The organism is Rickettsia sp. MAE-05, from assembly GCF_057319745.1.
On sequence record NZ_JBLTIO010000003.1, the window covers coordinates 170700 to 185854 of the forward strand.

Below are 15155 nucleotides of genomic sequence, written 5' to 3' on the forward strand. Positions count from 1 at the left end.
ATTGCCACGCTCCCTAACGTTCGCTCGCAATGACGATAAATACCAAAACAAACCTAGGAGAAAATAACATGACCTATTGCAACAAATCTAATCAAACCTCATATCCTTTTATCTTACCTGATTTACCTTATGACAAAGAGAGTTTTAAACCACATTTTACTCCCGAGACTTTTGATTATCATCATGGTAAACATCATAATACTTATGTACAAAATCTAAACAATTTACTCAAAGATAAAGAAGAATTACAAAAAAAAGATTTAGAAGAAATAATAGAATGGTCATCTCAAAACTCAAATGCGGCTATTTTTAATAACGCAGCCCAAATATGGAATCATACCTTTTTTTGGCATTCAATAAAGCCGCAGGGCGGAGGTAAGCCAAGCGGTAAAATATTAGAACAAATTAATAAAGATTTCGGTAGTTTTGAAGGGTTTTGTGAACAGTTTAAGCAAGAGGCAGTAGGGCAGTTCGGTAGCGGCTGGGCATGGCTTGTATATCACGATAATAGGTTACAAATTATAAAAACCGCTAATGCCGGTACACCTATAGCAAACGGTATGAAGCCGCTTCTTGCATGTGATGTATGGGAACATGCTTATTATATTGATTATCGTAACAAACGACCTGATTATGTTGACATATTCATTAAGCATATGATTAACTGGAAGTTTGTAGAAGATAACTTAATAAAATAAAACTATGAATTTAGAGGATATTAAAAAGGCTCAAGAAACTCCTATCGAATATATAGCTTTTAGTGGAGGGGGAGCTAAGGGAGCAATATATTCCGGAGCTTATGAGGCAGCAAAAAAAGCCGGTATTTTAGATAATGTCAAGGCGGTAGCAGGTTCTTCCGCCGGTGCTATAACTGCAGCAGTGGTAGCTCTTGGAACACCGCCTGAGCGATTTGAAGAAATTTCTAAAAATACAAATCTGCAAACATTACTTGGAAAAAAAGGATTTTCTGCAGGTATAGTACAGTTAAATAAAGACGGTAAACCTTTATATGATTTATTAGAACTTGTTATTAAAGAAAATATAGGAAATTTTTTACAGAGATCAGATATAGTAAATGTTAAAGATGATAAAGCTCTTGATGAATTAAGAGAAAGATACAACCAAAAAGACGGTAAAATATATTTTAAGGATATAGCGTTACTGCGAAAATACGATCCAGTGCAGTATAAGGATTTAGTAATTACGGCAACTCAGCAAGAGACAAGCGAACTAACTATTTTCAATAGCTTTGATACGCCAAATATTGAAATTGCTTTAGCTTGCCGTGCTTCTGCTTCTATACCGCTTGTTTTTGAACCGGTAGAAATTGACGGTAAAAAATATGTCGACGGCGGATATAGAGACAATATACCGACAAAATATTTTAAAGGCAATGAACCGGAATTTGATACAAAAGAAGTAACTGATAATATGGAAGAGATTACCTTAGCTAAAAAGCAAGGTAGAACTCTAGCTATGGCTTTTGGTACGGGTATGGAAGCTGATGCAAATATTGCTATATATAGTGCAAAAAAATTTGAAAGCCCAAGTGATATCGTAAAGTTTTTAGCTGATGTATTATTTAAGACTCTTGCAAAAGTAGGAGGAAAATTTAAATATACCGAAACTCTAAGAGAAACTAATGAGCAGTTACGTGAAAATGCTTTAAACACTGTTGTTTTAGATACTGCCGGAATAGATACTTTGGATTTCAAAGATGCACAAAAATATTCTGATTATTTGCATATTAAAGGATATTGTCAAACTAGAGAACATTTGAATAATCATGACCTTGGCAAAGAAGCAGATAAAACATTTGACCATCAAAAATTTCTACTAAATGTTTATGAAGTTTATGATAATAAAAATCTACATAAAACATTTGGAACTAAATTATTAGAAATGTTTATTCCGTCAAAAGAAAATAATACTTCTAAATGGCAAGAAGGAATTATTGAAAATCATAATGATAAAGCAAAAATGTTATTATCATTTTGTAAAACCGGAGCATTAAACGAAAAAGAATTAAATGAAAAGCTTAAAGAATATGTAATTATTGCTGCAACTAGTCGTAATAATACATTAAAAGCCGATACAAACTCATTGAAAGCTTTGCTGTATACCTTAAACGATCCTGCTGCTTCAAGTAAAATAAAAGATAGTTTCATTGAGGTACTTGGAATAGATAAAAATAAAGATGTACGATTTGATAAAACTAAAACCTTTGATGAAAATATTGCTAAGTTTAAATTTACTAAACAAGATTTAGAAAGCTTTATAACTAAAAGTAAAAGCGAAGCACCAAAAATTCAAAGCAAACATAGTGTAGCCAGAAGTCATGTAAGTAGGGGGTGATTATCGTCATTGCGAGCGAGTATTGCCTATGTGGACGGATAAAATCCACTGTGTCACCCCGTGGCTTGACCACGGGGTCCATAAAAACAATAAAAAATACTAATAATTTTAGTATTTTTAACTGGATCCCGTGGTCAAGCCACGGGATGACAAGTAAAAATGAATATAGGTAAATTTAAACTAATTGTTTTTGATGAAATAGACAGTACAAGCTCTGAGGCTATGAGAACTGCTAAAAGGGGAATAGTTGATTCAAACTATGCAGTACTTGCTAAATCTCAAACCAAAGCACGAGGAAGAAGCGGTAAAAATTGGCAGTCTAGGGTAGGTAACTTACATGTAAGTTTACTAATAAAGCCTGATAAAGAGCTAGAATTATTACCGCAATTATCTTTTGTTACAGCACTTGCCGTTTATGAGAGTATAGCCTCTTTATGTCACTCCTATAGTTCTCTATGTCATTCCCGCCCCCTATGTCATTCCCGCGAAAGCGGGAATCCAGAAAAATTTTTAAAAGAAATGGATTCCCGCCTACGCGGGAATGACATAAGAGGTGAGGATGACATTATACAACTAAAATGGCCTAACGATGTTCTCGTGAACGGTCGGAAAATTGCCGGTATACTTCTTGAATCCGTTAAAGTAGAAAATAATTATTACCTTATTATCGGTATCGGTATTAATATCACCTATCACCCTGATAATATCGACCAGCCTACTACTAGCTTAATAAGCGAAAATCTACCGCCTATAGAACCGCAAGCTTTACTTAAAAAATTAATAGAGAATTTTGAAAAATATTATCAAATTTGGTATAATAACGGCTTTTCTTTTATTAGAGAAAGCTGGTTAAAACATGCTTATAAGTTACATGAAAATATTAGCATTAAATATCAAAATGATATAGTAACCGGTCTTTTTAAAGATATCGATAGTACCGGCAGAATAATATTGCAACTACCTTCCAAAAAAATAATCTCTTTTTCCACTGCCGAACTTTTCTTTTAGCAAAAATATTACTAAATTTAAATTGTAGAGTTAATTTCTGTTAACTTCTACTTAAGCTCCAATTTAACAAGGTAATAAATATATGCCACAAGAGAATAGCAACTCTAAGTCTCAAGAGTTTTTAATAAATGCGTATAAGCAATTAAACGAATTTAAAAAACTTTCTTCTGATAATATTCGGGTCGTGCCTCCGTATTGCAGTTTAGAGTAAATAGTCTATAATCCTCAAACAGTAATAAGAGAGAATTATAGTTAAGGAGTTATGGCAAAAATAGATGTTAAGTGTAGATATTGTAACAACACAGAAGAAGTAATAAAGTCAGGATATTCAATTTCAAAACAACAGAGATATCAATGCAAGCGGTGTAATCGATATTTTCAATTGGAGTATATTAATAATGCATCTAAGCCTGGAGTTAAGGAGCAAATAGTAGAAATGTCAATCAACGGCTCTGGAGTTAGAGATACAGTAAGAGTATTAAAAGCGGGTATCAATACAGTTATCCGTGTTTTAAAAAAATCTAGTATTAAAAACAATAAATCATTCTATCAGTACAACAAAAGTAATTATTGCTCCTGAGATAGATGAACAATGGTCTTATGTACAGAATAAATCCAGACAACGATGGCTTTGGTATGCCTTGGATAAGATTTCGTTAAAAGTAGTTGCTTATACGTTTGGTACAAGATGTGATAGCACATTAGAATCATTACTGAAAAAACTAGAGAATTTCAAGGTGACTTTTTACTATACAGATGGATGGGGGAGTTATGCTAGGTTATTAGACCCTAAAAAGCATATTATCAGTAAAAAATACACTCAACGGATAGAACGAAGTAACTTGAACCTTAGAACGAGATGCAAGAGGCTTGCACGTAAGACAATCTGCTTTTCCAAGTCATTGGATATTCATGATAAGGTTATTGGTACTCTTATTGAACGTATAGCTTTTTAATAGGCGTAACTGCAATATGGAGGCATGACCAAGATACCGAGGAAGTAAAAATTATTGCCGGATGTGATAAAAATTTTATAAGCTGTTGCAATAAATTTAATAATGCTATAAATTTTAGGGGCGAACCGCTAATACCAAAAAAAGATTTTATAAATTTAGTATAATCAATGAAACAAAGTTTTATAAAACTAGTATATGCAGAGCTAAAGAATATAATAAATATGAAAAGCTCCAAACAACAGCAAAAAAAAGAAACACAATTAATTGATTATTTTAAAATAGTTGAAAGTAATATATTATATACATTTCAAAAAATAAAAAAGGAATATGAAAGAGACTAAACGTTTTTTTAATAAAAATAATAGATTAAATAAAGGTTATGCTAAGACTTTTAGTGTCAATGAGCCTGATAATAATTTTTACCGTAAAAAATTTGAACATATATTACCGCCAATTGATTTAATCAGTGAGTATGAGAGTATTTATCCCGGTACTTTACAGGAATTAATACATATGGCACAAAAAGAACAAGCTCATAAGCATGCTATAGACCTAAAAAACTTGAAAATACAGGAAAGAGTCGCTAAATTAACACGAATCTGTTTATTAATATTTGGAATTTGTCTTGTAGTTTCAATTTTTTTTAAAACTTTCTAAATAAAATTAAAGATAAAATATTTTATTTACTTGTAATTTTAAATAAAATAAGTTAAATGCAATATATATTTATTTATAAACATAATACGGAGAAATTTTATTTCTAAAAATAATTTTCCTAAGGCTAATAGAGAAATCAGAGCTAGAGAAGTGCGTCTAGTAGGCGAAAACGGCGAAATGCACGGCGTCGTAAATATTAGAGAAGCATTAGATATGGCGGAAAGAGCCAGCCTTGACTTAGTCGAGATATCACCGAATGCTGTACCCCCTGTCTGTAAAATTCTAGATTTTGGTAAGTTTAAGTACGAAAGCAAAAAGCGTTTGCATGAAGCACGCAAAAAGCAAAAAATCGTCGTACTTAAAGAAATGAAATTTAAACCTAACATTAGTATAGGTGATTTTGAAACTAAGCTAAGAAAAATAAAAGAATTTTTGAAAGACGGTGATAAGGTAAAAATTTCTTTATGGTTTAAGGGACGAGAGATTCTTCATAAAGAAGTCGGTCAAGAACTATTTAAACGTATAGAAGTAGGGCTCGAAGGACTCATTAAAATCGATCAGCATGCTAAAATGGAAGGTAAGCAGATGATAATGATAGTTAGCCCTGATATTAAGGTGTGATAGCTACTCAAGTCGTCATTGCGAGCGAACGTAGAGAGCGTGGCAATCTCATGAAGTAGTAAGACTCATGAGATTGCTTCGTCAATTACTCCGTAATTTCCTCGCAATGACGTTAAGAACAACAATAATAAAAAATCAAATCTAAACAAATTATGCCAATTAAAATTTTAATGCCTGCTTTATCTCCAACTATGACGGAAGGAAATCTAGCTAGGTGGTTAAAAAAAGAAGGGGATAAAGTTAATCCCGGGGAAGTAATTGCCGAAATTGAAACCGATAAAGCAACGATGGAAGTAGAAGCAGTAGACGAAGGTATACTTGCCAAAATAGTTATCCCACAAAATAGTCAAAATGTACCTGTTAACTCTTTAATTGCTGTGTTAAGCGAAGAGGGTGAAGAAAAAACGGACATTGATGCGTTTATTGCAAAAAATAATAATGTATCACCGTCACAGAAAACAGATGCTAACCTTCCAAAACCCCACGAGAATATAGCTAAGGTAGAAGAACAGGTAGCAGTTATAAAACATGATGCTAGTAAAATATTCGCCTCACCACTAGCAAAAAGACTTGCAAAAATGGGAAATATTAGACTTGAGAGCGTGAAAGGTAGCGGTCCACACGGTAGAATAGTCAAACAAGATATATTATCATATACTCCTAGCACTGTTCATAATAAAATAGTTAGTAGAAATCCTGAAGAATATCGTTTAGTACCAAATAATAATATCCGCAAGATTATAGCTAAGCGTCTGCTTGAATCTAAACAAACAGTACCACATTTTTATTTATCTATAGAATGTAATGTCGATAAATTGTTAGATATAAGAGAAGACATTAATAAATCTTTTTCTGAAGATAAATCAACAAGGATATCGGTTAATGATTTTATTATTTTAGCAGTAGCCAAAGCTTTACAAGAAGTACCAAATGCCAATGCTAGCTGGGGGGAAGATGCAATTAGGTATTACAATAATGTCGATATTTCAGTAGCGGTAGCGATTGAGAACGGGCTTGTTACGCCGATAGTTAAAAATGCCAATCAAAAAAACATTATAGAGCTATCTCGTGAAATGAAAGAATTAATAAAGAAAGCAAAAGATAATAAATTAACCCCTGAAGAATTTCAGGGCGGAGGGTTTACCATTTCTAACCTCGGTATGTACGGTATTAAGAATTTCAATGCTATAATTAACCCACCGCAAAGTTGTATAATGGGCGTCGGAGCTAGTGCAAAACGTGCTATAGTCAAGAATGATCAAGTAACTATAGCAACAATTATGGATGTAACTCTTTCTGCCGATCACCGAGTAGTAGACGGAGCAGTCGGTGCTGAGTTTTTGGCAGCATTTAAGAAGTTTATAGAAAGTCCCGCTTTGATGCTGATATAAGTCGTCATTGCGAGCAGCCGTAGGCTGCGTGGCAATCTCATGAAGCAGTATAAAATTCCTGAGATTGCCACGTCAAGGCTCCGCCTTTCCTCGCAATGACGTTAAAACTAACCTCATCCCCAAATAAATCAAAAATAACATGAGTTTTTCAGATAATTTAGCAAAAATTTTAGATAAATACGAAAATTTAGGCAAAAAACTATCTTCCGGCATTATGGGAGACGAGTTTGTTAAGGCATCTAAAGAATATGCCGAACTTGAAGATGTTGTAGCAAAAATTAAAGAATATAATAAAGCTAAATCTGAGCTTGAAGAAGCAAATAATTTTAAGCTAGAAGTGGGACTTGATAATGCCACTTTAGAAATGATTGAAGACGAAATACACACTCTTGAAAATTCGTTACCAAAACTTGAAAGAGCCGTAAAAATTGCTTTATTACCGAAAGATGATGCGGATAGTAAAAGTGCTATTATTGAAGTTAGAGCAGGAAGCGGCGGTGAAGAAGCCGCACTTTTTGCTGCCGTACTTTTTAATATGTACCAACGATACGCCGAGTTAAAAGGATGGCGTTTCGAGATATTAGCAATTTCCGATACGGGAATAGGCGGTTATAAAGAAGCCTCGGCATCGATAAAAGGCAAAGATGTATTCTCTAAACTAAAATTTGAGTCAGGCGTTCATAGAGTGCAAAGAGTACCGGAAACGGAATCACAAGGACGTATTCACACTTCGGCAGCAACGGTTGCAGTACTTCCTGAAGCTGAAGAGGTTGATATTAAAATTGAAGATAAAGACTTAAGAATTGATACTTATAGAGCTTCAGGGGCTGGTGGACAGCACGTTAATACTACCGATTCTGCCGTACGTATAACTCATATCCCTACCGGTATTACCGTAGCCTTGCAAGATGAGAAGTCACAGCATAAAAATAAAGCAAAGGCGTTAAAAATTCTACGTGCTAGAATTTATGAAGAAGAACGCCGCAAAAAAGAACAAGAAAGAGCCGACAGTAGACGAGGGCAGGTAGGTTCGGGAGATCGTTCGGAACGGATACGTACTTATAATTTCCCACAGGGAAGAGTATCCGACCATAGAATAAACTTAACACTTTATAAGATAGACGAAGTAGTTAAAAACGGACAATTAGATGAGTTTGTTGAAGCTTTAATTGCAGATGACGAGGCTAAGAAACTTTCAGAGATATAAGTGTATACGTCATTGTGAGTAGGCATTGTTGCGTGGATACCCAAGTCGTCATTGCAAGGAAATTGCGTAGCAATTGACGAAGCAATCTCAGGAGTTTGTTATTATTTCATGAGATTGCCACGCAAGTACTACGACTGCTCGCAATGACGGGGCGGCATCCACACAATAATACCTCCTCGCAATGACGATATACAGCAAAAATACGGTCTAATAAACACATGAAACCACAAGCATCTATAAACGGTAAAATCTGGCAGCAGAAACTGATTAACGAAGATATAGTCACCGAGTTATGTCGTAGTTTCAAAATTAGTGATTTACTGGCTAGGATAGTATCATTAAGAGTAAATAATATAGAGGAAGTAGAAAATTTTTTGATACCGAAAATCAAAAATTTATTACCTAATCCTTTTCATCTACTCGATATGGAAAAGGCTGTAGATAGAACCGTTAAAGCTATTTTAAATAACCAAAAAATATGTATCTTTGCCGATTATGATGTAGACGGTGCTACTTCAGCTGCTTTACTTAAAAACGTCTTTAGAGATTTAAATATACTATGTGATATTTATGTTCCTGATCGTATAGCTGAAGGATACGGTCCGACTCCTTTTGCTATGCAAAAAATTAAAGATAACGGCACAGAATTATTAATTACGGTTGATTGCGGTGCTATGGCACATGAAGCCTTAAAATACGCAAAAGACCTTAACCTTGATGTTATAGTAATCGATCATCATATAGCTACGGAAATATTACCGGATGCAGTAGCTATAGTAAATCCAAATCGTATTGATGAAAAAAGCGAATGTAAACATTTGGCCGCCGTAGGAGTTGCTTTCTTATTTGCAACTGCAATATTATCGAATTTAAAGAAGCAAAATTATTTCACGCAAACAATGCTTCAGCCTAACCTAATGAAGTATCTAGATTTAGTGGCTCTTGGTACTGTTTGTGATATGATGAAATTAACAGGCTTAAATCGTGCATTTGTAGCTGGCGGTTTGAAAGTAATGCAACAAAGACAAAATATCGGTATTAAAACATTATATGATATGGCAGGGCTTAATGAAATACCGAAATGTTATCATTTAGGTTTTATTCTAGGTCCACGTATCAATGCAGGCGGTAGAGTAGGAAAGGCAAGTTTAGGAGCTAATATCCTATCTACTAGTTGTTCTAATGAAGCAAGTAAATTAGCTGAAGAACTTGAAAAACATAATAATGAGCGTAAAGTAATTGAGTTATTAATGATAAAAGAGGCAACAGAAATTGCTTTAACTCAACAAGATAGTAGTTTATTATTTATCGTAAAAGAAGGATGGCATCCAGGCGTTATAGGAATTGTTGCCGGCAGATTAAAAGAAAAGTTTGATAAGCCGGTAGCGGTTGTAGCTTTAAATAACGGGATTGGTAAAGCTTCATGCCGTTCTATTTTAGGTATTGATTTCGGTGCTGAGATTATCAATGCTAAAAGCAAAGATTTGCTAATAGCAGGCGGAGGTCATGCTATGGCGGCAGGTTTTACCGTAACTGCTGAAAAATTACAAGAATTGCAGAATTTTTTTAATAATGCTTTTAGAATTAGTATAAATAAACTAGAAAATTATAAGCATGCGGAATATGATATTGATTTAACGGTTAATGGTGTGAATTTCCCTTTAATGGAGGAATTAAACACTTTAGAGCCTTTCGGTCAAGGAAATCATGAGCCTATATTTAAATTCGATGATTTATTTGTATTAAAAGCAGATATCGTAGGAAGTAAACATATTAAATGTATGCTTGCTCCAAATAAGCGAGGCTTTGGTAATAAAGCCTTGTCTGCTATTGCTTTTAATTCGGTAGGTACTTCATTTGAAGAGGTTCTATTAAGCCCTAAAGCAAAGAATATTGCCGCAATAGGAACGTTAAAAACGAATAATTGGCAAGATAATTATACTATTCAATTAATTATAAGAGATATAGTTCTTAAAGAGTAGATGGCGATACCCGAACCGTCATTGCGAGGAGCCGTAGGTGTTGTTGCATGGTTCGGTTTTTCTCCTGTCATCCCGTGATTTATTCACGGGATCCAGTTAAAAATATCAATATTATTGATATTTTTAGTTGTTTTCTGGATACCGTGGTCAAGCCACGGTATGACACCGAGTGCGTTTTTCGATCCATGCAACAAAGCCGAAAATAGATAAACGATTATATAATAATAACTTAAAAACAATAATATTTATGAACGATTCAAAGAAAACAAAAATTTCTAAAGACTTAGCAGAAGTGCAAGAGCATTATCAAGATTATCCTTATCCTTTCAGAGACCCAAATCAAGAAAAAGAACGTTTACTTGCAATTTGCGGTGAGTTCTTAGGAGAATTAAACCATTTTCTATATAAAGGAAAAGAAAATTTTAATAATGGATTTAGATGCTTAATAGCCGGCGGCGGCACCGGTGATTCGACTATTTATCTTGCCGAGCAGTTAAAAGATAAAAAAAATGCCGAGATAATATATCTAGATTTCAGCAAGCCTAGCATGGAAGTAGCACAAAAACGTGCAGAAGTACGAGGACTTAAAAATATTAAATGGATTAATGATTCAATATTAAATATACCTAATTTAAAACTTGGAAAATTCGATTATATAAATTGTACCGGTGTGCTTCATCATTTAGCAAATCCTGATGAAGGTTTAAAAAATCTAAAAGATTCTTTAAAACCGACCGGCGGTATGGGTTTAATGGTATATGCTAAATACGGACGTACCGGTGTTTATCAAATTCAGGATTTAATGAAAATGATAAATAAAGATACTAAAAACCGTGTCGAAGAAGTAATGAACGGGAAGCTAATTCTAGATAATTTGCCTGCTACTAACTGGTATAAAAGAGGTTGGGAATTATTTTCAGATTACCAAAATTTCGGTGACGTTGGAGTTTATGATATGTTCCTGCACAAACAGGATAGAGCCTATTCCGTTCCTGAGTTATATGAATTCGTAGAAAAAGCAGGCTTAAATTTTGTTGATTATCTTGATCCTTTAGAGAAAATTTTATTAAGACCGGAAAATTATATAAAAGATTTTTCACTTCTACAAAAAGTTAAAAAGATGGATAAAGTAACTAGAGAAGCAATTTCCGAAATACTTACCGGTAATATTATTAAACATTCATTTTACGTATCAAATCAAAAAGATAGTGTAGCCTCTCTTGATGACCTTGATAATATACCGTACTTCCATAATATTGCCAATTTTGCTAAACAAATTTATGAGCATTTGGAATCTAATCCTTCAGCAGTAAATAATGTTATTAATTTTACTATTAATAATGGGATATTAAATAATGTTAATATCTCAATGTCGATATTTAGAAGCACTAAATATATTTTTAAATATATGGTAGAAGAGAAAAGTTTAAGAGAAATATTTGATGCGGTACGCAGCGAATTAAACCAAGAAATAAGCAATGAAGCATTATTAAACGAAGTTAAAAACGTTTTCACTCCATTACTTAATTCAAATGTATTATTATTAAAATCAAAGGATTTGTAGAGTATACGTGGATTAGTTTATCCAAACGTCCTTGATGTCATACCGTAGCTTGTCCAGCTTTGTTGCATGGCTTGGTTTTCCGTCATTGCTAGAAGAATTACGCAGTAATTCGACAAAGTAATCCAGTTAAAAATTTTGATTTACAGAATTTTTTTAATTATTTTTCTGGATTGCAACAATGCTTCGCTCCTCGCAAAGCAGTGTTGCGTGGATCGGTAAAACCTACTGTGTCACCCCGTGGCTTGACCAGGGGTCTATACAAACAATAAAAAATACTAATATTTTAGTATTTTTAACTGGATCCCGTGGTCAAGCCACGGGATGACAGAGGTGAAATTGATCCACACAACAATACCTGCTCGCAATGACGATTTGGGTTGACAATGTGCTATTACGTTGTTAGTATGCTTTTACATACATAAACAGCTCTTATAAGCTAACAAGATAAATAATTCTTCAAACCGCAAGAATAAATAAAATTTTCTAAAAATCTAATTTGATTCCTAATTTTAAATAAGTATATTACTTACCTTTAAACTTAATTGCTAACTCAACTTTTCAATTATAATCTATTAATAATAAAATAATGAACACAACTAATAAAGAATCTACAGAAGAACTTAACAATACCGAATCCAATAACAATCATAATAATTTTGCAGAGAACGGTAATATTATTAATTTAAAACAATTAAAACGTAAATTACCAGAGGAACTACAAGCTCAAGCAGAAGAATTAAAAATTGAAAATATTAATTCATTACTTAAACAAGAATTAGTTTTTGCAATTTTGAAAAAATCCGTAGAGCAGGGAGGTTTAATAGTTGGCGAAGGGGTACTTGAAGTATTACCTGACGGGTTTGGTTTTTTACGTTCACCGGAAGTAAACTATTTAGCAGGTCCTGATGATATTTATATTTCTCCTAGTCAGATTCGTCGCTTTGGTCTGCGCACCGGGGATACTGTAGAAGGTCAGATCAGAGCTCCAAAAGCCGGAGAACGTTATTTTGCTTTACTGAAAGTCAATAGAGTAAATTTTGAAGACCCGTCTAAAGCTTATCATCGTGTTCATTTTGATAATTTAACTCCCTTATATCCTGATGAAAAATTAGGATTAGAACTTGAAAATAATAGTAAAGATAGTAAGGATTTTAGTACACGGGTTATTGAACTTGTTGCCCCTATGGGTAAAGGACAACGTGCATTAATAGTAGCACCGCCTCGTACAGGTAAAACCGTATTATTACAAAATATAGCACATGCAATTACAACTAATAATCCGGAAGTATTTTTAATAGTACTGTTAATAGACGAAAGACCTGAAGAAGTAACCGATATGCAACGTTCCGTGCGTGGAGAGGTTGTTAGCTCTACTTTCGATGAACCGGCAAGTAGGCACGTGCAGCTTGCAGAAATGGTTATCGAAAAAGCAAAGCGTTTAGTAGAACATAAAAAAGACGTGGTAATTTTAGTAGATGCGATAACACGACTCGCTCGTGCTTATAATACCGTAGTGCCGTCATCAGGGAAAGTATTAACGGGCGGCGTTGATGCTAATGCACTACAAAGACCGAAAAGATTTTTCGGAGCAGCAAGAAATATCGAAAACGGCGGTTCGCTTACTATAATCGGTACGGCTTTAATTGAAACCGGTTCTCGTATGGATGAAGTAATTTTTGAAGAATTTAAAGGTACAGGTAATTCCGAGATAGTTCTAGACCGTAAGATTGCCGATAAGCGTATTTATCCGGCTATTGATATAACTAGATCAGGAACTAGAAAAGAAGATTTATTAGTAGATAAAATAATATTAAATAAAATGTGGGTTCTTCGTCGTATTATCGATCCGATGGGTAGCAGTGAGGCAATAGAATTTTTACTCAAAAAACTTGAACATACTAAAACTAACGGTGAGTTTTTTGAGATGATGAAGAGTCCTGAACGCCCTAAAAACGGTTTATAGTCGTATCGTCATTGCGAGGAAAAATTGAAAATTTTGACGAAGCAATCTCAGGATATTTGACGAGATTGCCACGCAGCCTACGGCTTGCTCGCAATGACGTTGATTGTACTAATTAAAAATATCAAAAATTATGAGTATAACACCTGATTATTTAATTGAAAGAAGACAAATAAAATCTCGTTTGTTAATTTGGAAACTAGCAGCTATTATTTTAATTGCTATCGTATTCTTAATAGTCGGTAAAGACTTTGCTCCAAAAGAGGTTTTACCCATTAATAGTAATGAAGATTATATAGCTTCCGTATTAATAGATGAAATAATCCTTGAAGACGAAAAGCGTGACAAAAAGCTCAAAAAAATAATCGATGATTCTCATATTAAAGCGTTAATAGTTAACGTAAATTCTCCTGGCGGTACGGTAGTCGGCTCTGAAAAAATTTATAATATCTTACGCAAAATATCCGAAAAAAAGCCGGTAGTAATCGTTATGGGAACAATGGCTGCAAGTGGCGGTTATTTAATCTCTCTCGGAGGCGATTATATTATTAGCCATAACGGAACTATTACAGGTTCAATCGGTGTAATACTACAAACAGCCGAGGTAACGGAGCTTGCTCAAAAATTGGGGATTAAGTTCAATAATTTTAAATCGGGTGAATTAAAAGCTGTCCCAAATCCTACCGAAAAACTGACGGAAGCAGTGCGGGTAGCCATTATGGAAAATATAGAAGATACTTATAATTTTTTCCTTGAACTTGTTTCAGAGAGGCGTAATCTTCCCATAGAAGAAGTAAAAAAGCTTGCAGACGGGCGAGTATATTCAGGTCGTCAGGCTTTAAAGTTAAAGCTTGTAGATGCTATAGGCTCGGAAGATACTGCATTAAAATGGTTACAGGAAGTTAAGAAAATTAATGCTAATCTACTAGTTAAAGATTATCAATTAAAACCAAAACCAAAATTAATCGACATAATACTTGAAGATTTTGATAGTATAGCACCTAGTTTTTTTAAAAATAGTTTTAACGGAATCAAAGCGATTTTTTAATAATGGTTACTAAGAATTATTTAATAGATAAAGTACATGATAAGCTGAATTATCTTTCCAAAGAAGATGTTAAAGATTCAGTAGATTTAATCTTAGATTATTTAAGTCGGTCTCTCAAAGAACACGAGCGTATCGAAATTAGAAATTTTGGTAACTTCTCCATCCGCAAACGCAAATTCCCTGAAAGCGAAAAATTCTATAATATTGTTTATTACAGAATGCCTAAAAATTTATTTAAGGAGTAAGTTATGGAATGGTCTAAATATAGTGTTATAGAGAAGTGGAAAATAATAAAAAGCATGGCATTACATAATAATATTTTTTCCATGGCTCTTCATATTGAAGATTTAGAACTCTTCAAAAAAATATTATCGATAGACGGAAAACTGGTTATTCAAGCACTTAA

General features: G+C 33.7%; 14 protein-coding genes and 1 pseudogene. 14 read left to right on the forward strand and 1 reads right to left on the reverse strand.

From position 1 onward, the window contains the following. The first annotated feature begins 68 nt into the window (after nt 1-68). From ACNFN7_RS06970 to rho, 12 genes are all read left to right on the forward strand, one after another. The gene (locus ACNFN7_RS06970) at nt 69-698 is read left to right on the forward strand and encodes a superoxide dismutase (RefSeq protein WP_485441378.1); all 630 of its coding nucleotides are present in this window, start codon (nt 69-71) and stop codon (nt 696-698) included. A 4-nt stretch (nt 699-702) separates the two neighbouring features. Next, nucleotides 703-2355, forward strand: coding sequence for a patatin-like phospholipase family protein (locus tag ACNFN7_RS06975; RefSeq protein ID WP_485441379.1), 1653 nt, complete (start codon nt 703-705; stop codon nt 2353-2355). Nucleotides 2356-2514: 159 nt separating this feature from the next. After that, nucleotides 2515-3363 (forward strand): biotin--[acetyl-CoA-carboxylase] ligase, encoded by an 849-nt coding sequence (locus ACNFN7_RS06980; protein WP_485441380.1) that lies wholly within the window; start codon nt 2515-2517, stop codon nt 3361-3363. Nucleotides 3364-3625: 262 nt separating this feature from the next. Continuing rightward, a protein-coding gene (locus ACNFN7_RS06985; RefSeq protein WP_485440658.1) for an IS1 family transposase occupies nt 3626-4319 on the forward strand; the annotation gives its coding sequence in 2 pieces (ribosomal slippage) (nt 3626-3912 and nt 3911-4319; 696 coding nt in all). Next, on the forward strand, nt 4319-4483 hold the full coding sequence (locus tag ACNFN7_RS06990) for a phage BR0599 family protein (RefSeq protein WP_485441396.1): 165 nt from the start codon (nt 4319-4321) through the stop codon (nt 4481-4483). Before ACNFN7_RS06985 ends, ACNFN7_RS06990 begins: the two co-directional genes overlap by 1 nt. A gap of 163 nt (nt 4484-4646) precedes the next feature. After that, on the forward strand, nt 4647-4976 hold the full coding sequence (locus tag ACNFN7_RS06995; RefSeq protein ID WP_041077998.1) for a DUF2335 domain-containing protein: 330 nt from the start codon (nt 4647-4649) through the stop codon (nt 4974-4976). A gap of 150 nt (nt 4977-5126) precedes the next feature. After that, the gene (gene infC, locus ACNFN7_RS07000; protein ID WP_485441381.1) at nt 5127-5597 is read left to right on the forward strand and encodes a translation initiation factor IF-3; all 471 of its coding nucleotides are present in this window, start codon (nt 5127-5129) and stop codon (nt 5595-5597) included. Nucleotides 5598-5749: 152 nt separating this feature from the next. Next, nucleotides 5750-6988, forward strand: a complete 1239-nt coding sequence (locus ACNFN7_RS07005; protein WP_485441382.1) for a pyruvate dehydrogenase complex dihydrolipoamide acetyltransferase — start codon at nt 5750-5752, stop codon at nt 6986-6988. Nucleotides 6989-7127: 139 nt separating this feature from the next. Continuing rightward, nucleotides 7128-8195, forward strand: coding sequence for a peptide chain release factor 1 (gene prfA / locus ACNFN7_RS07010; protein ID WP_011271091.1), 1068 nt, complete (start codon nt 7128-7130; stop codon nt 8193-8195). A gap of 218 nt (nt 8196-8413) precedes the next feature. Beyond that, a complete protein-coding gene (recJ, locus tag ACNFN7_RS07015; protein WP_485441383.1) occupies nt 8414-10177 on the forward strand; it encodes a single-stranded-DNA-specific exonuclease RecJ in 1764 nt (587 codons plus the stop codon). Nucleotides 10178-10424: 247 nt separating this feature from the next. Then, on the forward strand, nt 10425-11741 hold the full coding sequence (locus ACNFN7_RS07020; protein WP_485441384.1) for a class I SAM-dependent methyltransferase: 1317 nt from the start codon (nt 10425-10427) through the stop codon (nt 11739-11741). A 586-nt stretch (nt 11742-12327) separates the two neighbouring features. Then, nucleotides 12328-13704: a transcription termination factor Rho gene (gene rho / locus ACNFN7_RS07025; protein WP_485441385.1), complete on the forward strand. Its 1377-nt coding sequence runs from the start codon at nt 12328-12330 to the stop codon at nt 13702-13704. Here the strand turns inward: rho and ACNFN7_RS07030 are convergent. Continuing rightward, nucleotides 13705-13803 (reverse strand): annotated as a pseudogene (locus tag ACNFN7_RS07030) (octaprenyl-diphosphate synthase); the annotation flags it as partial. It lies immediately after the preceding gene. A gap of 31 nt (nt 13804-13834) precedes the next feature. On the opposite strand from ACNFN7_RS07030, the gene sppA reads away from it, so the two are divergent. Continuing rightward, nucleotides 13835-14749, forward strand: a complete 915-nt coding sequence (sppA, locus tag ACNFN7_RS07035) for a signal peptide peptidase SppA (RefSeq protein ID WP_485441386.1) — start codon at nt 13835-13837, stop codon at nt 14747-14749. Nucleotides 14750-14751: 2 nt separating this feature from the next. Further along, nucleotides 14752-14994: an HU family DNA-binding protein gene (locus ACNFN7_RS07040; protein ID WP_485441387.1), complete on the forward strand. Its 243-nt coding sequence runs from the start codon at nt 14752-14754 to the stop codon at nt 14992-14994. Nucleotides 14995-15155 lie beyond the last annotated feature (161 nt).

What these genes read in the sequence shown, in the direction of transcription:
- ACNFN7_RS06970 (WP_485441378.1), top strand. Translation starts at nt 69, where the DNA reads ATGACCTATTGCAACAAATCTAATCAAACCTCATATCCTTTTATCTTA.
- ACNFN7_RS06975 (WP_485441379.1), top strand. Translation starts at nt 703, where the DNA reads ATGAATTTAGAGGATATTAAAAAGGCTCAAGAAACTCCTATCGAATAT.
- ACNFN7_RS06980 (WP_485441380.1), top strand. Translation starts at nt 2,515, where the DNA reads ATGAATATAGGTAAATTTAAACTAATTGTTTTTGATGAAATAGACAGT.
- ACNFN7_RS06995 (WP_041077998.1), top strand. Translation starts at nt 4,647, where the DNA reads ATGAAAGAGACTAAACGTTTTTTTAATAAAAATAATAGATTAAATAAA.
- ACNFN7_RS07005 (WP_485441382.1), top strand. Translation starts at nt 5,750, where the DNA reads ATGCCAATTAAAATTTTAATGCCTGCTTTATCTCCAACTATGACGGAA.
- prfA (WP_011271091.1), top strand. Translation starts at nt 7,128, where the DNA reads ATGAGTTTTTCAGATAATTTAGCAAAAATTTTAGATAAATACGAAAAT.
- recJ (WP_485441383.1), top strand. Translation starts at nt 8,414, where the DNA reads ATGAAACCACAAGCATCTATAAACGGTAAAATCTGGCAGCAGAAACTG.
- ACNFN7_RS07020 (WP_485441384.1), top strand. Translation starts at nt 10,425, where the DNA reads ATGAACGATTCAAAGAAAACAAAAATTTCTAAAGACTTAGCAGAAGTG.
- rho (WP_485441385.1), top strand. Translation starts at nt 12,328, where the DNA reads ATGAACACAACTAATAAAGAATCTACAGAAGAACTTAACAATACCGAA.
- sppA (WP_485441386.1), top strand. Translation starts at nt 13,835, where the DNA reads ATGAGTATAACACCTGATTATTTAATTGAAAGAAGACAAATAAAATCT.
- ACNFN7_RS07040 (WP_485441387.1), top strand. Translation starts at nt 14,752, where the DNA reads ATGGTTACTAAGAATTATTTAATAGATAAAGTACATGATAAGCTGAAT.